General features: G+C 41.1%; 20 protein-coding genes. 17 read left to right on the forward strand and 3 right to left on the reverse strand.

Features of this window, described 5'->3' with window-relative positions:
- Positions 1-9: 9 nt before the first annotated feature.
- Positions 10-789 carry a nicotinamide riboside transporter PnuC gene (pnuC, locus tag N5909_RS04140; RefSeq protein WP_020902160.1) on the forward strand — a complete coding sequence of 260 codons (780 nt, stop codon included), beginning with the start codon at positions 10-12 and terminating at the stop codon, positions 787-789.
- A 1-nt stretch (position 790) separates the two neighbouring features.
- On the forward strand, positions 791-1,564 hold the full coding sequence (locus N5909_RS04145; protein ID WP_020902159.1) for an NUDIX domain-containing protein: 774 nt from the start codon (positions 791-793) through the stop codon (positions 1,562-1,564).
- A 73-nt stretch (positions 1,565-1,637) separates the two neighbouring features.
- Here N5909_RS04145 and N5909_RS04150 read toward each other — a convergent pair whose 3' ends face one another.
- A complete protein-coding gene (locus N5909_RS04150) occupies positions 1,638-1,868 on the reverse strand; it encodes a hypothetical protein (RefSeq protein ID WP_033682492.1) in 231 nt (76 codons plus the stop codon).
- 278 nt (positions 1,869-2,146) lie between these two features.
- On the opposite strand from N5909_RS04150, the gene N5909_RS04155 reads away from it, so the two are divergent.
- Complete coding sequence (locus tag N5909_RS04155) at positions 2,147-2,845, forward strand: hypothetical protein (RefSeq protein ID WP_033682490.1); 699 nt, start codon at positions 2,147-2,149, stop codon at positions 2,843-2,845.
- Positions 2,846-2,918: 73 nt separating this feature from the next.
- On the opposite strand, the gene dusB is transcribed toward N5909_RS04155, so the two are convergent.
- The gene (dusB, locus tag N5909_RS04160) at positions 2,919-3,899 is read right to left on the reverse strand and encodes a tRNA dihydrouridine synthase DusB (RefSeq protein ID WP_271630852.1); all 981 of its coding nucleotides are present in this window, start codon (positions 3,897-3,899) and stop codon (positions 2,919-2,921) included.
- A complete protein-coding gene (hslO, locus tag N5909_RS04165; protein WP_271630854.1) occupies positions 3,886-4,758 on the reverse strand; it encodes an Hsp33 family molecular chaperone HslO in 873 nt (290 codons plus the stop codon). The genes dusB and hslO overlap by 14 nt, the downstream gene beginning before the upstream one ends.
- 164 nt (positions 4,759-4,922) lie before the next feature.
- Here hslO and N5909_RS04170 point away from each other — a divergent pair, with 164 nt between their 5' ends.
- From N5909_RS04170 to N5909_RS04235, 14 genes are all read left to right on the forward strand, one after another.
- Complete coding sequence (locus N5909_RS04170; RefSeq protein WP_271630855.1) at positions 4,923-6,350, forward strand: helix-turn-helix domain-containing protein; 1,428 nt, start codon at positions 4,923-4,925, stop codon at positions 6,348-6,350.
- Between the two features lie 159 nt (positions 6,351-6,509).
- Positions 6,510-8,018, forward strand: coding sequence for a glycerol kinase GlpK (gene glpK, locus N5909_RS04175; RefSeq protein WP_000076784.1), 1,509 nt, complete (start codon positions 6,510-6,512; stop codon positions 8,016-8,018).
- A gap of 41 nt (positions 8,019-8,059) precedes the next feature.
- On the forward strand, positions 8,060-9,886 hold the full coding sequence (gene glpO / locus N5909_RS04180) for a type 1 glycerol-3-phosphate oxidase (protein ID WP_061589667.1): 1,827 nt from the start codon (positions 8,060-8,062) through the stop codon (positions 9,884-9,886).
- Between the two features lie 69 nt (positions 9,887-9,955).
- Positions 9,956-10,660, forward strand: a complete 705-nt coding sequence (locus tag N5909_RS04185) for an MIP/aquaporin family protein (protein ID WP_049491164.1) — start codon at positions 9,956-9,958, stop codon at positions 10,658-10,660.
- A gap of 405 nt (positions 10,661-11,065) precedes the next feature.
- Entirely contained in the window at positions 11,066-12,220 is a 1,155-nt protein-coding gene (gene dltB, locus N5909_RS04190) for a D-alanyl-lipoteichoic acid biosynthesis protein DltB (protein WP_271630856.1), read from the forward strand.
- A 47-nt stretch (positions 12,221-12,267) separates the two neighbouring features.
- Positions 12,268-13,440 (forward strand): D-alanyl-lipoteichoic acid biosynthesis protein DltD, encoded by a 1,173-nt coding sequence (dltD, locus tag N5909_RS04195; protein WP_070480099.1) that lies wholly within the window; start codon positions 12,268-12,270, stop codon positions 13,438-13,440.
- 452 nt (positions 13,441-13,892) lie between these two features.
- A complete protein-coding gene (locus N5909_RS04200; RefSeq protein ID WP_033682482.1) occupies positions 13,893-14,024 on the forward strand; it encodes a teichoic acid D-Ala incorporation-associated protein DltX in 132 nt (43 codons plus the stop codon).
- A gap of 20 nt (positions 14,025-14,044) precedes the next feature.
- On the forward strand, positions 14,045-15,595 hold the full coding sequence (gene dltA / locus N5909_RS04205) for a D-alanine--poly(phosphoribitol) ligase subunit DltA (protein ID WP_271630857.1): 1,551 nt from the start codon (positions 14,045-14,047) through the stop codon (positions 15,593-15,595).
- Positions 15,592-16,836, forward strand: coding sequence for a D-alanyl-lipoteichoic acid biosynthesis protein DltB (gene dltB, locus N5909_RS04210; protein ID WP_271630858.1), 1,245 nt, complete (start codon positions 15,592-15,594; stop codon positions 16,834-16,836). Before dltA ends, dltB (N5909_RS04210) begins: the two co-directional genes overlap by 4 nt.
- 13 nt (positions 16,837-16,849) lie before the next feature.
- The gene (dltC, locus tag N5909_RS04215; RefSeq protein ID WP_033682478.1) at positions 16,850-17,089 is read left to right on the forward strand and encodes a D-alanine--poly(phosphoribitol) ligase subunit DltC; all 240 of its coding nucleotides are present in this window, start codon (positions 16,850-16,852) and stop codon (positions 17,087-17,089) included.
- On the forward strand, positions 17,082-18,350 hold the full coding sequence (gene dltD / locus N5909_RS04220) for a D-alanyl-lipoteichoic acid biosynthesis protein DltD (RefSeq protein ID WP_271630859.1): 1,269 nt from the start codon (positions 17,082-17,084) through the stop codon (positions 18,348-18,350). Before dltC ends, dltD (N5909_RS04220) begins: the two co-directional genes overlap by 8 nt.
- A 154-nt stretch (positions 18,351-18,504) precedes the next feature.
- Positions 18,505-18,945 (forward strand): zinc-dependent transcriptional regulator AdcR, encoded by a 441-nt coding sequence (gene adcR, locus N5909_RS04225; RefSeq protein WP_001249308.1) that lies wholly within the window; start codon positions 18,505-18,507, stop codon positions 18,943-18,945.
- On the forward strand, positions 18,945-19,649 hold the full coding sequence (locus tag N5909_RS04230) for a metal ABC transporter ATP-binding protein (RefSeq protein ID WP_001269496.1): 705 nt from the start codon (positions 18,945-18,947) through the stop codon (positions 19,647-19,649). Before adcR ends, N5909_RS04230 begins: the two co-directional genes overlap by 1 nt.
- A complete protein-coding gene (locus N5909_RS04235; RefSeq protein WP_000950038.1) occupies positions 19,642-20,448 on the forward strand; it encodes a metal ABC transporter permease in 807 nt (268 codons plus the stop codon). The genes N5909_RS04230 and N5909_RS04235 overlap by 8 nt, the downstream gene beginning before the upstream one ends.
- Positions 20,449-20,455: the final 7 nt, after the last annotated feature.

A 20,455-nucleotide genomic window follows, 5' to 3' on the forward strand; every position in this document is an offset into this window, starting at 1 on the left:
GAGAAAATTATGAAAAAACTAACTGAAAAAATCAAACAATTTATCGAAAACTTTAAAAATGTCCATGCGGAAGCCCGCAAAATCGGTTTTGCAGGAATCATGCGCCTGCTCTGGAAAGATCTCTTTGTCGGCCGTAGCCTCTTCCAGTGGTTGTATCTTATCACCCTGTCAAGTGTTCCCTTGATCTTAGAGTTCACTCAAAATACAGAAAGTCATGACTGGATGAGCTTGTTTGCATCTTGGACTGGGATTGTCTGTGTTATCTTGGTAGCAGAAGGGCGTGCAAGCAATTATCTCTTTGGGGCCATTAACTCTGCTATCTATTTGGTTTTGGCCATGAATGCGACTTTTTATGGTGAAGTTTTGACGACCGTTTACTTCTTTGTCATGCAGCCGATTGGTCTCTATGCTTGGCTGTCCAACCGTATTAATGACCAAGGAAAAGTAGAAGAATCGCACTTTGAAGCCAAGAAATTATCCTTAGTGGATTGGCTCAAGTATTTAGTTTTGACTGCAATTATCTGGATTGGTATGGGCCTAGCTTATCAAAGCATCCACAGTGCTCGACCATTCCGCGATAGTGTAACGGACGCGACAAATGGTGTTGGTCAGCTCTTGATGACACGTCTCTACCGTGAGCAATGGATTTTTTGGATTGCAACTAACCTATTTAGTATCTACCTCTGGTGGGGTGAAAATATCCATATCCAAGGCATGTACTGGGTTTACACACTCAATAGTTTAGTGGGTTGGTACCAATGGACTAAGGCAGTTCGTAAGGAGGCATAAAATGGCAGATACGAAGATTCCAGACGGGATGACGGAAAAAGAATATTATGAAATCCATGCCAGTCAGGAAGAGTTTTTAGACTGGTACTACAAGCAGGAACTCCCTCAATATGAAAAGCCAAGTGTGACGGTGGATATGGTAGCCTACTGCTTTGTCGAAGGAAAGATCAAGCTCTTATTAATTCGTCGCAAGGCTCACCCTTATCAAAATTGTTTGGCTCTGGTTGGAGGATTTATGGACAAGGGCGAAGATGCTGCGCATGCCTGTCAGCGTGAGGTGAGAGAAGAAGTTAATCTCGATCTTCCTTTGGAAAAAATCGAGCAATTGATGACCGTATCGACTCCCGGCCGTGACCCACGGGGCTGGACAGTGACCATTGCCCACTTGGTTTATCTGCCTAGTCGTGCATTAGAACTTGTTCAAGCAGGAGACGATGCCAAGGACGTGGTTTTTGTAGATGTCGATTTTCAGACAGGCAAGTGCTTCTTAAAGGGAGTAGAGTTGGAGGAGCAAGCCTTCGCTTTTGATCATTATGCCATTATCCAAGAATCCATCAAACGAATCCAAGGCCGTCTCGACTGGAATCCGACCTTCCTTTATCTGCTGGAGGAGGAGTTCACTGTCTACGAAGGAACTGAACTGGTCAATCTTATCAACCCCGGTCGCCCCATCGTCAGCAATAACTTTCTCGTAAAATACGGAGAATATGTAGAAGAAGTTGGACTCAAACGAGTGCCTAAAAAGAAACCAAGAAAAACCTATCGATTGAAATAAAAAACGAGGTCGGGACAAAGTTCCCGACCTCTTTGTTTGCCTTTATTAGTTTGCTTTGCTGTTGCGACTGTTTTTAGGGATGGCTATCCTTCTTAGAATTACTCAACATGTGAGTAAAAAAGTCTTTGTATCGATACTTGAGATATTTTTCGTGTAGGAATAACAAAGCGATATAAACAATCAAAAAGATTGTAGTCAGATAAAACACATCAAATGCAGTTCGCGCATAGTAAGTGGCTGATTGATAAGAGACAATAGCTGTCACAATCAACCAAGGAAGATACTTGTAATATTTGCTTAACATAAGCCTATACCTCCTATATCCTAGTTTTCTATTATTATATTCCTTTACAGTTAAAGATGCAAGCGATTACACAAAAACAAATTTAAATTTTTAACAGAAAAATCTCCTGTTTTTCTGTTTTATTACGAATAAAAGAGTAGGAGGAGTAAATGTATCTAAAGTATTTAAGATTTTTAAAATAGTTTAGATAAATTGTTGACATATTTAAATTTCAATGTTACAATTATATTACAAAAAGATTTCTTTATATTTCTAAAATATTACAAAGGAGTAGAAAAATGAAAAAGAAAACCTATATCAAATTGATGGCAGCGACTGTATTGGCTTCTACCTTGCTATTAGGAGCTTGTGGAAATAAAAAGGAAACAACTCAAGCAAGCAGTTCTGCTAAGACAAGCCAGTCATCAAGTTCTAAAGCAACTTCTTCTAGCAAAGAAAGCAAGACTCAGAAGTCCTCAAGTTCAGCTTCATCTGAAAAGGCCAAGGCATCTACTGATCAATCTTCAGCAACTGCAACGCCATCACAAGCGGCACCTGCACCAGAGCAAAGACAAGGTCAAGAAGTGGCTAATCAACAGGTAGCTAGTCAACAAACTCCTGCTCAGACTCCTTCAACTCAACAAGCTACTCAAGCCCAGTCTAACCAATCAAGCTATGATCCTACAACTGACCGCAAACTTCAAGACAAACAAGCAGAGCAAAATAAACGCTACAAGGGTGTTTTAACCATGGTAGATGGTGATTTCTCAGCTGCAGCGGGCAATTGGAAGGGAGCCAATGGCGAAACCATCACAGTTTCATCAGGTGGTCAATTTACAGTAGAATCTGCTGATGGAAAGAAAGAAAATTACTCTATTAAAGGCTATTCCTATACTCTTGACGATGGTAAGTATAATGCTACAATCGGTGGAGGAAAGACCGTTCAAATTACCACAGGTGCAGATGGCAAGGTTTCTAGTGTTGTTTTAGCTCAATAGTAGAATTTATAATTTCAAGTTTATATACATTTTAAAAACCCGTAACTGAATGAAGTTTACGGGTTTTCTGTGTTTAAGCTTTGTCTAATTGCAAGAGGGCTTCAATCTCTGCTAGGGTACTAGCTTGTGAAATAGCTCCACGGAGTTTGGCAGCGCCAGATGTTCCACGGAGGTAGTGAGGAGCGAGGCCACGGAATTCACGAACTGCGACGTTTTCTCCTTTGAGATTAATCAAGCGTTTCAAGTGTTCGTAGGCGATTTTCATCTTGTCTTCAAAGGTCAAATCAGGTAAGATTTCTCCTGTTTCAAAGTAATGGTTGATTTGGTTGAAGAGGTAAGGATTTCCCATAGCAGCGCGGCCAATCATGACTGCGTCAGCCCCGACTTCTTCGATGCGTTGTTTGGCTTCTTGGACAGTACGGATATCACCGTTGGCGATGAAGGGAATCTTGGTCAGAGCTTGAGCGACCTTGTGAAGGGTCTCAAGGTCTGCGTGACCTGTATACATTTGCTCACGGGTACGGCCATGCATGGCGAGGGCAGAAACGCCTGCAGCTTCAGCAGCGAGGGCATTTTCTACTGCAAGAGCTGGGTCGGACCAGCCGGTACGCATCTTGACGGTGAGGGGAATATCAAGGACAGACTGAACCTTGTTGATAATAGAGTAAATCTTGTCTGGATCCTTGAGCCACATAGCGCCAGCTTCGTTTTTCACGATTTTGTTAACTGGGCAGCCCATGTTGATATCGACTATATCGGTCTTGGTATTTTCTTGGATGAATTCTGCTGCGCGCGCTAGGCTGTCTTCATCACTACCAAAAAGTTGGATAGAAACAGGGTTTTCACCTTCATCGATATGAAGCATGTGCAGGGTTTTTTCATTGTTGTATTGGATTCCCTTGTCAGAGACCATTTCCATTACAACGAGTCCAGCTCCAAGCTCTTTTGCGATAGTACGAAAGGCTGAGTTGGTCACGCCAGCCATGGGTGCTAAAACGGTACGATTGGGAATCTCAACATTGCCAATCATAAAAGGTGTATTAAGATTTGTCACGAATGAGTTCCTCCAGGTCGTTTTCATCAAAGTTGTAAGTAGTTTGGCAGAATTGACAAGTGATTTCTGCTCCGTGGTCTTCCTCTTTCATTTCCTGTAAGTCTGAGCTTGGAAGGCTAGCAAGAGCGTTCATAAAGCGCTCATGGCTACAGTCACATTGGAAACGGATTTCTTCTTCGGAAAGACGCTTGTAGGCCTCGTCACCGTAGATTGCTTTGAGGAGGGCTTCGATATGGTCTTCACTTTCGAGAAGAGTTGAGATAGCTGGAATTTCTTGGATGCGTTTTTCAAAGCGAGCAATCTCCTCTTCCTTGGCTCCTGGCAAGACTTGGACTAGGAAACCACCTGCAACCTTGACCTTGTCTTCTTCGTCCAAAAGGACATTGAGGCCGACTGCAGAAGGGGTCTGTTGGCTTTCAGTCAGGTAAAAGGCAAGGTCTTCACCGATTTCCCCAGAGATGAGGGGGGTCATAGAGTTGTAAGGATTTCCAGTACCATAGTCTGTGATAACGAGGAATTGACCATTTCCGACAAAAGGTCCGACTAGGACTTCACCAGTTGCAGTCTTTTTGATGTCAACACCGGGGTTTTGAACGTAACCTTTGACATTCCCCTTGGTATCAGCGACGGTGATGATAGCACCTAGAGAGCTAGACCCCAGCACTTTAACTGTTAGTTTGGTATTTCCTTTTTCATTGGCTGCGAGAATCTGGCTGGCGATAAGAGTTCGACCAAGCGCTACAGTTGAGCTAGCTTGGGTTTGATGTTTTTCTTGAGCAGTGCGGACGGTTTCTGTGCTGTCAAGGACAAAAGCACGAAAGGCTCCGCTTTCTGATATTGTTTTAATAATTTTATCCATAGCTACTATTTTAGCATAAAAATGCCCAAAGGGGGAGCCGTGTGTTTATTGATTTTCAGGATAATGAACCAGGAAATCAGCATGAAAGTAAAAAGAGAAACAGATTATTTCAGCATTTGTTAGATTTATGCTATGCTTAAGGTAGAAAATGAAAGGGGTAACAAATGTATTTAGGAGACTTGATGGAAAAGGCTGAATCTGGCCAATTTTCAATCCTTTCCTTTCTACTACAAGAGTCTCAGACGACCGTCAAGGCTGTAATGGAGGAAACAGGATTTTCAAAAGCAACCCTAACCAAATATGTTACCCTGCTCAATGACAAGGCTTTGGATAGTGGTTTAGAGCTGACAATCCAGTTAGAAGATGAGAATCTGCGTCTATCGATTGGTGCAGCTACCAAGGGGAGAGATATTAGGATCCTGTTTTTGGAGAATGCTGTTAAATATCAGATTCTTGTTTATCTTCTCTACCACCAACAGTTTTTAGCCCATCAGCTGGCTCAAGAATTGATGATTAGTGAGGCTACGCTTGGTCGCCACTTAGCTAGTCTAAATCAGATTTTGTCAGAATTTGACTTATCCATCCAAAATGGACGGTGGCGAGGTCCAGAACATCAAATTCGCTATTTCTATTTCTGTCTTTTCCGCAAGGTTTGGTCCAGTCAGGAGTGGGAAGGTCACATGCAGAAATCAGAGAGAAAACAGGAGATTGCCACTTTAGAAGAAATCTGCGGTGCAAGTTTGTCTTCGGGTCAGAAATTGGACCTGGTTCTCTGGGCTCACATCAGTCAACAACGTCTCCGGGTCAATGCCTGTCAGTTTCAAGTCATAGAAGAAAAAATGCGAGGGTATTTTGACAATATTTTCTACCTTCGTTTGCTGAGAAAGGCTCCGTCCTTTTTTGCTGGACAACACCTTCCTCTAGGAACTGAGGATGGGGAGATGATGATATTCTTCTCTTTCCTCTTGTCCCATCGTATTCTTCCTCTTCATACTATGGAGTATATTCTTGGGTTTGGAGGGCAGTTGGCAGATTTGCTGACGCAATTGATTCAAGAAATGAAGAAGGAGGAGTTACTGGGTGATTATACAGAGGACCATGTCACCTATGAACTCAGTCAGCTTTGTGCTCAAGTCTATCTCTATAAGGGCTATATTTTACAGGACCGCTACAAGTACCAGTTGGAGAATTGTCATCCCTATTTGCTGATGGAACATGATTTTAAGGGGATAGCAGAGGAGATTTTTCATGCTCTACCTGCTTTTCAGCAGGGGACGGATTTGGATAAGAAAATTCTCTGGGAATGGCTCCAGTTGATAGAATATATGGCTGAAAATGGTGGCCAGCATATGCGGATTGGTCTGGATTTGACATCTGGTTTTCTTGTCTTTTCAAGGATGGCAGCCATTTTGAAACGGTATTTGGAATACAATCGTTTTATTACCATTGAAGCCTATGATTGTACTCGGCATTATGATTTGCTGGTTACCAATAACCCGATTTATAAGAAGGAACAGACCCCAGTTTATTATTTAAAAAACGACTTGGATATGGAAGATTTGGCAGCGATTCGTCAGTTATTATTCACTTAAAAGGCTTGGTTGTTCCAGGTCTTTTTTGTGAAATTCACACAATCTCCTCACATTTTTTAAAAAATTAAAAAAAGTTGATGAACAAGAAAGCGCTTTATTTTGTATACTAGTTAGTGTAAAGAGGAGACATCCTCAAGATCTTTATCAGGAGGACAGCACATGTCACAAGAAAAATACATCATGGCCATTGACCAGGGAACTACAAGTTCTCGTGCCATTATTTTCAACAAAAAAGGAGAAAAAGTTAGCTCGAGTCAAAAAGAGTTCACTCAGATTTTCCCTCAGGCAGGTTGGGTAGAGCACAATGCCAATGAAATTTGGAACTCAGTCCAGTCAGTTATTGCGGGAGCTTTCATCGAAAGTGGTGTCAAGCCAAATCAAATCGAAGCAATCGGAATTACCAACCAACGTGAAACAACTGTCGTCTGGGATAAGAAAACAGGACTTCCTATCTACAACGCTATTGTTTGGCAATCACGTCAGACAGCTCCTTTGGCTGAACAACTAAAAAGTCAAGGTTATGTGGAAAAATTCCATGAAAAGACTGGTTTGATCATTGATGCTTACTTCTCAGCGACTAAGGTTCGTTGGATTTTGGATCATGTAGAAGGAGCTCAAGAGCGAGCAGAAAAAGGGGAATTGCTCTTTGGTACTATCGATACTTGGTTAGTTTGGAAATTGACTGACGGTGCGGCTCACGTGACCGACTACTCAAACGCAGCTCGTACCATGCTTTATAACATTAAAGAACTCAAATGGGATGATGAGATTTTGGAAATCCTCAACATTCCTAAGGCTATGCTTCCGGAAGTTCGTTCTAACTCTGAAATCTACGGTAAGACAGCGCCATTCCATTTCTACGGTGGAGAAGTGCCAATCTCAGGTATGGCTGGGGACCAACAAGCGGCCCTCTTTGGACAGTTGGCCTTTGAGCCAGGTATGGTTAAGAATACTTATGGAACAGGTTCTTTCATCATCATGAATACTGGGGAAGAGATGCAGTTGTCTGAAAATAACCTCTTGACAACGATTGGTTACGGAATCAATGGCAAGGTTTACTATGCTTTAGAAGGTTCTATCTTCATCGCAGGAAGTGCCATTCAGTGGCTTCGTGACGGTCTTCGCATGGTGGAAAATTCACCAGAATCTGAAAAATACGCTCGTGATTCTCACAACAATGATGAAGTTTATGTCGTTCCAGCCTTTACAGGTCTAGGCGCTCCATACTGGAACCAAAATGCTCGCGGTTCTGTCTTTGGATTGACTCGTGGAACAAGTAAGGAAGACTTTATCAAGGCAACTCTTCAATCAATTGCTTATCAAGTGCGTGATATTATCGATACGATGCAAGTGGATGCTCAGACAGCTATACAGGTCTTGAAAGTAGACGGTGGTGCAGCTATGAACAACTTCCTCATGCAGTTCCAAGCTGACATCTTGGGAATCGACATTGCACGCGCCAAAAACTTGGAAACAACAGCTCTAGGGGCAGCCTTCCTAGCAGGTTTGTCAGTAGGCTACTGGAAGGATTTGGATGAGTTGAAACTCTTGAACGAGACAGGAGAACTCTTTGAGCCATCTATGAACGAATCGCGCAAGGAACAACTCTACAAGGGCTGGAAGAAGGCTGTAAAAGCAACGCAAGTCTTTGCGGAAGTAGACGACTAATACTGGAAGAATAAAGCGACTTAGTTAGAAAGTGTGTAAATATGGAATTTTCAAAGAAAACACGTGAATTGTCAATTAAAAAAATGCAGGAACGTACCTTGGACCTCTTGATTATCGGTGGAGGAATCACTGGTGCTGGTGTAGCCTTGCAGGCGGCAGCTAGTGGTCTAGATACTGGTTTGATTGAAATGCAAGACTTTGCAGAAGGAACATCCAGCCGTTCAACAAAATTGGTTCACGGAGGTCTTCGTTATCTTAAGCAATTTGACGTAGAAGTAGTATCAGATACGGTTTCAGAACGTGCAGTGGTACAACAAATTGCACCTCACATTCCAAAACCAGACCCAATGCTCTTGCCAGTTTATGATGAAGATGGAGCAACCTTTAGCCTCTTCCGCCTTAAAGTAGCTATGGATTTGTATGACCTTTTGGCAGGAATCAACAACACACCAGCTGCTAACAAGGTTTTGAGTAAGGAAGAAGTCTTGGAACGCCAGCCAAACTTGAAGAAAGAAGGTTTGGTAGGAGGTGGGGTTTACCTTGACTTCCGTAACAACGATGCACGTCTCGTGATTGAAAACATCAAACGTGCCAACCAAGATGGTGCCCTCATTGCTAACCACGTGAAGGCAGAAGGCTTCCTCTTTGACGAAAGTGGCAAGATTACAGGTGTGGTAGCTCGTGATTTGTTGACAGACCAAGTCTTTGAAATCAAGGCGCGTCTGGTTATCAATACGACAGGTCCTTGGAGCGACAAAGTACGCAATTTGTCTAATAAGGGAACCCAATTCTCACAAATGCGTCCAACTAAGGGAGTTCACTTGGTAGTGGACTCAAGCAAGATCAAGGTTTCACAGCCAGTTTACTTTGACACAGGTTTGGGTGACGGTCGTATGGTCTTTGTTCTCCCACGTGAAAACAAGACTTACTTTGGTACAACTGATACAGACTACACAGGTGATTTGGAACATCCAAAAGTAACTCAAGAAGATGTAGATTATCTACTTGGTATTGTCAACAACCGCTTCCCAGAAGCCAACATCACCATTGGTGATATCGAAAGCAGCTGGGCAGGTCTTCGTCCATTGATCGCAGGCAATAGCGCTTCTGACTACAATGGAGGAAATAACGGTACAATCAGTGATGAAAGCTTTAACAATTTGATTGCTACTGTTGAGTCTTACCTCTCTAAAGAAAAAACGCGTGAAGATGTAGAGGCTGCTGTTAGCAAGCTTGAAAGCAGTACCTCTGAGAAACATTTGGACCCATCTGCAGTTTCTCGTGGTTCTAGCTTGGACCGAGACGATAATGGTCTCTTGACCCTTGCTGGTGGTAAAATCACAGACTACCGTAAGATGGCTGAAGGAGCTATGGAGCGCGTGGTTGACATCCTCAAAGCAGAATTTGACCGTAGCTTTAAACTGATCAATTCTAAGACATACCCTGTTTCAGGTGGGGAATTGAACCCAGCAAATGTGGACTCAGAAATCGAAGCCTTTGCGCAACTTGGAGTGTCACGTGGCTTGGATAGCAAGGAAGCTCATTACCTAGCAAATCTTTACGGTTCAAATGCACCGAAAGTCTTTGCTCTTGCTCATAGTTTGGAACAAGCGCCAGGACTCAGTTTGGCAGACACTTTGTCACTTCACTATGCAATGCGCAACGAGTTGGCTCTTAGCCCGGTTGACTTCCTGCTTCGTCGTACCAACCATATGCTCTTTATGCGTGATAGTTTGGATAGCATCGTTGAGCCAGTTTTGGATGAAATGGGACGATTCTATGATTGGTCAGAAGAAGAGAAAGCAGGCTACCGTGCGGATGTCGAAGCGGCTCTCGCTAACAACGATTTAGCAGAATTAAAAAATTAAGAAAAAATCAAAGAGGTGGAGGGCAGGACTCCTTGTCGCCCGCCCCTTCTTTTTAATGGAGACAGAAAGATGATGAATGAATTATTTGGAGAATTTCTAGGAACTTTAATCCTGATTCTTCTAGGAAATGGTGTTGTTGCTGGTGTGGTTCTTCCTAAAACCAAGAGCAACAATGCAGGTTGGATTGTGATTACTATGGGTTGGGGGATTGCCGTTGCGGTTGCAGTCTTTGTATCTGGAAAACTCAGTCCAGCTCATTTAAACCCAGCTGTGACGATTGGTGTGGCCTTGAAAGGTGGTTTGCCTTGGGCTTCCGTTTTCCCTTATATCCTAGCTCAGTTCGCAGGGGCTATGCTCGGTCAGATTTTGGTTTGGTTGCAATTCAAGCCGCATTATGAGGCAGAAGAAAATGCAGGAAATATTTTGGCTACTTTCAGCACAGGACCAGCTATCAAAGATACTGTATCAAACTTGATTAGTGAAATCCTAGGAACTTTTGTATTGGTATTAACAATCTTTGCTCTGGGACTTTATGATCTTCAAGCAGGAATCGGAACCTTTGCAGTGGGAACGTTGATTGTCGGTATCGGTCTATCACTAGGCGGGACAACAGGTTATGCCTTGAACCCTGCGCGTGACCTTGGACCTCGTATCATGCACAGTATCCTTCCAATTTCAAACAAGGGAGACGGAGACTGGTCTTATGCCTGGATTCCTGTTGTGGGACCTGTTATCGGTGCAGCCTTGGCCGTGCTTGTATTCTCACTTTTCTAAGACATTAAAACTCAATTATTCATACCTCAATAAACACAACTTACAAAAAATGACCAAAATAAAGGAGTACTTTCTCATTTCATTTTGGTCATTTTGATTTTTTTAAGTTTGTATACTGGTGTTGATTACTATTTCAGCTAAAAAGGCAGAATTCTTCACTGGTCCCTTCATCAATTTTTTGTTCTTGAATTTTATTTATTGTGTGAATAATTTTGTCTCATTATTGGGATTCAGTACTAAGAGTCAGTTGGATTTTTTATTTTAAGAAATAAAATAACAGAAGTATTTTTAGTTTTTAAATTATGATATAATGAATAAAGTTAACTATCTTTGGTAATATGATAGGAACTAATCTTAAAAAGATAAATCATGAGATGAGAAAAAGAAAAAAGGAGTTTGGCTGGTATGAATTATTTCGAGGGGAATGAGTTTTTCCTTCTTTTGTTTGTAGTTTTACTGATTGGTTTTGTGGTAAACTTTTTTGAAAAACGTAAGGACTACTATATTTTGGTGCTCTCCCTCTTATTTGCAGGAGCTATTTATGGCAAGAGTAGAGCAATGATTGTCTATTTAATCTCCTTTGTAACTTATCAATATTTTCTGGTTTTCATAGCACAGAGGATAGAAACAAAGCGGCTGAAACCTCTGGTTTTCCTTTCTATTTTTCCTTTGGTGATCAATAAAATCTTTGCCCTGACTTCTCTGCATTTGTTGGCCTTTATTGGCATTTCTTACATGTCCTTTAAGACCATTCAGATCATGCTGGAGATATCGGATGGCTTGATTAAAGAAAAGATTAGCATAAAAGACTACCTGCAATTTTTACTTTTTTTCCCTACAGTTAGTGCTGGTCCGATTGATCGGAGTAGGAGATTTTTAAAAGAGATAAACGAGGTCATGCCTCGAAAAGAGTATCTAGAGTTAGCAGGGGACGGTGTGTATCGTATCGTTCTAGGCCTTCTCTACAAGGTTGTTTTATCAACCTATGTTTATCAGATGTTACTCGCTCTAAATAATACTGGCACAGTCGTTTACTCAATCAAGTATATGTACCTCTATACCTTGTATCTGTTCTTCGACTTTGCAGGCTATAGTCTAATGGCCGTTGGAAGTAGCAACATTCTAGGTATTCAGACACCGATGAACTTTAACAAACCTTTCTTGAGTGTCGATATCAAGGATTTCTGGACCAGATGGCATATCACCTTGTCGACCTGGTTGAGAGATTTTGTATTTTCAAGAGTATTGATGCAGGTTATCAGGAAAAAATGGTTTAAAAATAGACTACACAATGCAACCTATGCCTATATGGTCAATATGTTGGTCATGGGTTTTTGGCATGGCCTTAGTGTTAGCTACATTGTTTATGGTTTTTATCACGGTGTCTTGATGGCTGGATTTGAAGTGTATCAAAAGAAAAGCAATTTTTATAAGAAAAATAAAAATAAAGATTGGTATAAGCTACTGAGTTGGTTTGTGACCATGAATTTGGTTATGCTTGGTTTCTTTATCTTTTCAGGTGAACCCTATAAAATCTTACTTACGATTTTAAAGAGATAAGAACTTGAAAAGAGATTGGACGGATCGAAGGGATAGGATAAAACGAGATGATTAAACTAAAAGCATTTTTGCTATCGCTTGTGCTCGTAATTGCGACGCTTGCGCTTTTAAATGTGACATACGTCAAGAAGATTGATGATTATTATAAAGTAAAGGATAACAGTATTCGCTATAGCACTTCGTATGAAAAGTATAAAAGTAGAGATATTTTAACAAGCAATATCACTCCCAATACATTGGTTTTATTGGGGTCATCTGAGTTGGTTGCAACGATAAATGAAGACTATCATCCAAATAAAATTTTTAACTACAACGATTTTAATATCATGCAGATTGGAACCAGCTATTCACAAAACATCATTCAGTCTACGACCTTGGGCTCAATTGAAGGATCTATGACTAAGCGAAAAGTGGCTATAATAGAATCGGTTCAGTGGTTTGAAAAAGATGGGACTCATCAAGATGCCTTTTTGAACAAGGCTTCTCAGGAACATATTTTCCATATGCTAGATAATGATAAGATTAGTAAGGAAACGAAAGAAAAACTAATCAATCGCATTATCGAGATTACCAAGGGGAACAAGCAACATAATGACATCTACAAAAAATACAAAAGTTATTTCATAGATGAGAAAGGAACGATTGTTGATAAAAAACTATTAGAGTTCGATAACGCGATTTATTCCTTTAAACTCAAACAGACTTTTTATCAAAAACATGCCAAATCAGCTTATCCTTCACTAGGGGATAAAACCCCAGACTATGATTGGGAGAAAATGACGAATCAGTTTGTAGAAGAGGTCAAAAAGAAAACAGACAATAATGATTATGCTGTTGATAATAACTACTACAATACCTATTTAAAAGATCGTTATACATCGCTGAAGAATTCTAATAAAGATTTGAGCTACCTCGAGTCACCAGAGTATTCAGATATGGAACTCTTCTTGACAGTTGCCAAGGAATTGGGCATTGAAGTTGAGGTCATTATTTTCCCAGTAAATGGTAAATGGAATGACTACACAGGTGTCTCAAGAGAGATGCGGGAGAAAACTTATAAAAAAATAGAAGATGTCGCAAAAAGCCATGGTGCAACGGTATTAAACTATGGAAACAGAGAGTATGATGATTACTTTTTATTTGATGTGATGCACGTTGGAGTGAAAGGATGGATGGAAGTTGAAAAAGAACTATACAAATTTGCAAACCAAGATAACTAACACACACCGTTTAATCTTGTGGACGCTATTTTTCTATACGGTTATCTTAAGCATCGTGATTTATTGTTTTGTTACCGATTTTTCGAACATTCAAGAATTTATCTATAGTGAATTCTAGGATTACATACTATAAAAATCTCTAGATAAAGGGAACTGCACCGATAAAGTGAGACATAAGATAAGGCTCTATAATATTTATAGTGGGAAAATCCTCTATAGGTAGTATGGAGCCTACTTTGTTGTAGCTCCCCATATAATCCATACTGAAAAGCATTTAAGCTATCATTAGAAAGAATCATATGGAACAAATTAATGTTACTGGAACGTAGTGAAAATAGACGGGTAAACAATTGAAAAACTAGTCTATAAAGTGGTATAATAGCAGAAAAATAAATTAGTAAGAAATTGATTTTATTTTAGCGGAAAATTACAGAAATGAATGGTTTTTCTTGATGAAACAGAGAAAAGAATTGTACATATTTCTTGGTCGGACAGCCTTGTATTTTCTTATCTTTCTAGGGCTGCTTTACTTCTTTAGCTATCTTGGTCAGGGTCAAGGAAGCTTTATCTATAATGAATTTTAACTTGAAGGAGAATCCTTATTATGTCAAATAAAGCAATCGTAGATATGATTGAAACCATTGAGCATTTTGCTCAGACACAGCCTAGCTATCCTGTTTACAATGTTTTGGGGCAGGAACATACTTATGGCGATTTAAAGGCTGATTCGGACAGTTTGGCTGCAGTTATTGACCAGATGAATTTGCCAGAGAAGTCTCCTGTGGTCGTTTTTGGTGGCCAAGAATATGAAATGTTGGCAACTTTTGTAGCCTTGACTAAGTCAGGTCATGCCTACATACCAATTGACAGTCATTCGGCCTTGGAGCGAGTTTCAGCTATTTTAGAAGTAGCAGAGCCGAGCTTGATTATTGCCATTTCAGACTTTCCATTGGAGCAGGTTTCTACGCCAATGATGACTCTAGCTCAGGTTCAAGAAGCCTTTGCTCAAGGGACTAGTTATGAGATCACGCATCCAGTCAAGGGTGATGATAACTACTACATTATCTTTACTTCTGGTACAACTGGTAAGCCTAAGGGAGTACAGATTTCCCATGATAACCTCCTCAGTTTTACCAACTGGATGATTACGGATAAGGAATTTGCGACGCCAAGTCGTCCGCAAATGCTGGCTCAGCCACCTTATTCTTTTGACCTGTCCGTCATGTACTGGGCGCCGACCTTGGCACTGGGAGGTACGCTTTTTGCCCTTCCTTCAGCTATTACTCAGGACTTTAAGCAACTCTTTGCGACCATTTTTTCATTGCCAATCGCTATCTGGACTTCAACGCCTTCTTTTGCGGATATGGCTATGTTGTCAGAAGACTTTAATAGCGAGAAAATGCCTGGCATCACGCATTTCTACTTTGATGGCGAAGAATTGACGGTTAAAACGGCTCAAAAACTACGTGAGCGTTTCCCAAATGCCCGTATTATCAATGCTTACGGCCCAACAGAAGCGACAGTGGCCCTGTCAGCAGTTGCCGTGACAGATGAGATGCTAGCGAATCTCAAACGTCTACCAATTGGCTATACCAAGGCTGATTCTCCAACCTTTATCATTGACGAGGAAGGAAATAAACTGCCAAATGGTGAACAGGGAGAAATCATTGTTTCAGGACCGGCCGTCTCAAAAGGTTATATGAATAATCCTGAAAAAACAGCAGAAGCCTTCTTTGAGTTTGAAGGTCTGCTAGCCTATCACACAGGTGATGTGGGAACCATGACAGATGAGGGCTTGCTTCTCTACGGCGGACGCATGGACTTCCAGATTAAGTTCAACGGTTACCGCATTGAGTTAGAAGATGTCTCTCAAAACCTCAATAAGTCTCGCTTTATCGAGTCTGCTGTTGCAGTACCGCGCTATAATAAAGACCACAAGGTGCAAAATCTTCTAGCCTATGTCATCTTAAAAGATGGTGTTCGTGAGCAGTTTGAGCGTGATATCGATATTACCAAGGCCATTAAGGAAGACTTGACAGATATTATGATGTCTTATATGATGCCGTCCAAATTCCTTTATCGAGACAGTTTGCCACTGACTCCAAATGGAAAAATTGATATCAAAGGATTGATTAATGAGGTAAATAGGAGATGATGGAGTTTTTTAAACAGCTTCCTCATTTAGAGCCATACGGCAATCCTCAGTATTTTGTCTATGTGATTGCTGCAACCTTGCCCATCTTTATCGGCCTCTTTTTCAAGAAACGCTTTGCCTGGTATGAGGTATTGGTTAGTCTCTTCTTTATCGTTACCATGCTGGTAGGTGGGAAGACTAATCAATTGGCTGCCTTGGGCATTTATCTGTGCTGGGAAATATTGCTCTTGCTTTTCTATAAGCACTATCGAAAAAGTAAGGATGGTAAGTGGGTTTTCTACCTAGTTAGTTTTCTGTCCCTACTGCCGATTATCTTTGTCAAGGTGCAACCAGCTATCAATGGAACGCAGTCTTTGCTTGGATTTTTGGGAATTTCTTACCTGACCTTTCGTTCGGTTGGGATTATCATCGAGCTGAGAGATGGAGTGATTAAGGATTTTAGCCTCTGGGAATTCCTCCGCTTCCTACTCTTCATGCCGACTTTTTCAAGCGGGCCAATCGATCGCTTTAAGCGGTTTAATGAAAATTATCAGACCATTCCTGAGCGAGATGAGTTGATGGATATGCTGGAAGAGGCTGTCAAGTATATCATGCTTGGCTTTCTATATAAGTTTATCATAGCTCATATTTTAGGAGAGACCTTACTCCCTCCTCTGAAGAATCTAGCCCTACAGTCAGGTGGCTTTTTTAACCACTATGCCTTGGCAGTTATGTATACCTTTGGTCTAGAACTTTTCTTTGACTTTGCAGGCTACTCTATGTTTGCCTTGGCCATTTCAAATTTGATGGGAATTCGTAGCCCTGTCAACTTTAACAAGCCTTTTTTATCTAGGGATTTAAAAGAGTTTTGGAATCGCTGGCACATGAGTCTGTCTTTCTGGTTCCGTGACTTTGTCTTTATGCGAATGGTCATGGTGTTGACCAGAAAGAAGGTCTTTAAGAATCGCAATGTAACCTCAAGTGTGGCCTATATTGTAAATATGCTGATTATGGGATTTTGGCATGGAGTGACCTGGTACTATATCGCCTATGGCCTCTTTCATGGATTAGGCTTGGTTATTAATGATGCTTGGATTCGTAAGAAAAAAACGCTCAATAAGGAACGGAAAAAAGCAGGGAAGACTGCTCTACCTGAGAATCGCTGGATTCAGTTGCTTGGCATGGTTGTCACCTTCCATGTCGTCATGTTGTCATTCTTAATCTTTTCTGGATTTTTGAATGATTTATGGTTTAAAAAATAAAAGGAAATAAAATATGGATATCAAATCAGAAGTTATCGAAATTATTGATGAGTTGTTTATGGAAGATGTTTCTGACATGATGGATGAAGATCTTTTTGATGCAGGTGTCTTGGATAGTATGGGAACGGTTGAGTTGATTGTGGAGATTGAAAACCGCTTTGACATTCGTGTTCCTGTTACAGAGTTTGGTCGTGATGACTGGAACACAGCTAATAAAATCATAGATGGTATTGTGGAGCTACAAAATGCTTAAACGCTTATGGATGATCTTCGGACCGGTCTTGATAGCTGGTTTGTTGGTTTGTCTGCTCATCTTTTTCTATCCTGCTGAGATGCGTCATAATCTGGAGGCTGAAAAGCGTTCAGCGGTGGCTACTACCATTGAAAGTTTTAAGGAGAGGAGTCAAAAGGTCAGAGCCTTATCTGATCCAAATATGCGTTTTGTTCCCTTCTTTGGCTCCAGTGAATGGCTTCGTTTTGACGGCGCACATCCTGCGGTATTGGCAGAGAAATACAATCGCTCCTACCGTCCTTATCTTTTGGGACAGAGAGGAGCTGCATCGCTCAATCAGTATTTTGGGATGCAGCAGATGCTGCCACAACTGGAGAATAAACAAGTTGTATATGTTATCTCTCCCCAGTGGTTCAGTAAAAATGGTTATGAACCAGCTGCCTTCCAGCAGTATTTTAATGGAGACCAGTTGACTAGTTTTCTGGAAAATCAATCTGGAGATCAGGCTAGCCAATATGCAGCGACTCGCTTACTGCAACAGTTTCCAAATGTAGCTATGAGGGACCTGGTTCAGAAGTTGGCAAGTAAAGAAGAATTGTCGATGGCAGACAATGAAATGATTGAATTATTGGCTCGTTTTAATGAACGCCAAGCCTCCTTTTTTGGTCAGTTTTCGTTTAGAGGCTATGTTAATTACGATAAGCATGTAGCTAAGTATTTAAAGACCTTGCCAGACCAGTTTTCTTATAAAGCCATAGAAGAGGTTGTTAAAGCAGATGCAGAAAAGCATACTTCTAATAATGATCTTGGAATGGAAAATTATTTCTATAATACGCAGATTAAGAAGGATTTGAAGAAATTAAAGGATTCTCAGAAAAACTTTACCTACCTCAAATCGCCAGAATATAATGACTTGCAGTTAGTGTTAACCCAGTTTTCTAAATCCAAGGTAAACCCGATTTTTATCATTCCGCCTGTTAATAAAAAATGGATGGACTACGCTGGTTTGCGGGAGGATATGTACCAACAAACGGTGCAGAAGATTCGCTACCAGTTAGAAAGTCAAGGTTTTACCAATATAGTAGATTTTTCCAAAGATGGTGGGGAGCCTTTCTTTATGAAGGATACCATTCACCTTGGTTGGTTGGGTTGGCTTGCTTTTGATAAGGCAGTTGATCCTTTCCTATCCAATCCCACGCCAGCTCCGACTTACCATCTGAATGAACGCTTTTTCAGCAAAGATTGGGCGACTTATGATGGAGATGTTAAGACATTCAAATAGATAATAATATATAGAAGAGTTCAAGAATGAAACTGGTTTTCACGTTTTTTCTTGACTCTTTTTTTGGTTGTGATATAATTAACCAGTAAATAATTTTTCAAAGAATAGTATTTTTCTCTTAAAAAAGAGAAGTCCAAAAGGAAAGGAGTCAGATATGAGACAGCTAGCGAAGGATATCGATGCTTTTTTAAATGAGGTGATTTTGCAGGCGGAAAATCAGCATGAAATTCTAATAGGTCATTGTACTAGCGAGGTAGCTCTGACCAATACCCAGGAGCATATCCTCATGCTCTTGTCGGAGGAATCTTTAACCAATTCAGAGTTGGCTCGTCGCCTCAATGTCAGTCAGGCGGCGGTTACCAAGGCCATTAAATCTCTGGTTAAGGAAGGGATGTTGGAAACATCTAAAGATCCTAAGGATGCGCGTGTGATTTTTTATCAGTTGACTGACTTGGCTCGTCCAATCGCTGAGGAGCACCATCATCACCATGAGCATACACTTTTAACCTATGAACAAGTGGCGACTCAGTTTACTCCAAATGAACAAAAAGTGATCCAGCGGTTTTTGACTGCTTTAGTAGGAGAAATCAAATAATGAGATATATTACGGTAGAGGATTTATCCTTCTATTATGATAAGGAGCCCGTTCTTGAACATATCAATTATAGTGTTGATAGTGGGGAATTTGTTACCTTGACAGGGGAAAATGGGGCAGCTAAGACGACACTGATTAAGGCCAGTCTTGGAATCCTTCAGCCACGCATTGGTAAGGTGACCATTTCAAAGACAAATACCCAGGGTAAGAAATTGAGAATAGCCTATCTTCCCCAACAGATTGCCAGTTTTAACGCAGGTTTTCCAAGTACGGTTTATGAATTTGTCAAATCTGGTCGCTATCCGCGTAAGGGTTGGTTCCGTCGACTGAATGCTCATGATGAGGAGCATATAAAGGCCAGTCTAGACTCAGTGGGCATGTGGGAACACAGAGACAAACGCTTGGGTTCTCTATCTGGAGGACAAAAGCAGCGAGCGGTGATTGCGCGTATGTTTGCTTCTGACCCAGATGTGTTTATCCTAGATGAGCCGACAACGGGGATGGATGCAGGAAGTAAAAATGAATTTTACGAACTGATGCACCACAGCGCCCATCATCACGGCAAGGCTGTTTTGATGATTACTCATGACCCTGAAGAAGTTAAGGACTATGCGGACCGCAATATTCATTTAGTTCGTAACCAAGACTCGCCATGGCGTTGTTTCAATGTTCATGAGAATGATCAGGAGGTGGGCCATGCTTAGTTTATTATCTTATGACTTTATGCAACGTGCCTTTCTGGCTGTTATTGCTATGAGTCTTTTCTCGCCAGTATTAGGAACCTTCCTTATCTTGCGCCGTCAGAGTTTGATGAGTGATACCCTCAGCCACGTCTCGCTTTCAGGTGTAGCCTTTGGTCTGGTCCTAGGGATTTCTCCGACTGTTTCTACGATTGCCATTGTCTTGATTGCGGCGGTCTTTTTGGAGTATCTCCGTACGGTTTACAAGAGCTTTATGGAAATCGGGACAGCGATCCTCATGTCAACAGGTCTGGCTGTTTCTCTGATTGTCATGAGTAAGGGTAAAAGCTCGAGTTCAATGAGTTTGGACCAGTATCTTTTTGGTTCAATCGTGACGATCAGCGAAGAGCAGGTTATTTCCCTCTTTGTCATTGCGGCGGTTGTTTTGATTTTGACCTTCCTCTTCCTTCGTCCTATGTATATCTTGACCTTTGATGAGGATACGGCCTTTGTGGATGGCTTGCCAGTTCGTACCATGTCCATTCTTTTTAACATGGTTACAGGGGTGGCCATTGCCCTTATGATTCCTGCTGCAGGAGCTCTTTTGGTATCGACTATCATGGTCTTGCCAGCTAGTATTGCCCTGCGTCTGGGGAAAAACTTTAAATCGGTTATGCTGCTTGCCAGTGCGATTGGATTTTTGGGAATGGTAGCAGGACTTTACATTTCCTACTATGCAGAAACACCTGCAAGTGCAAGTATTACCATTATTTTTGTAACTGTCTTTTTACTCATCAGTTTAGTAAGACGTTTTATCAAATAGGAGACTA

The organism is Streptococcus gwangjuensis (assembly GCF_028156745.1).
GTDB classification, from domain to species: domain Bacteria; phylum Bacillota; class Bacilli; order Lactobacillales; family Streptococcaceae; genus Streptococcus; species Streptococcus gwangjuense_A.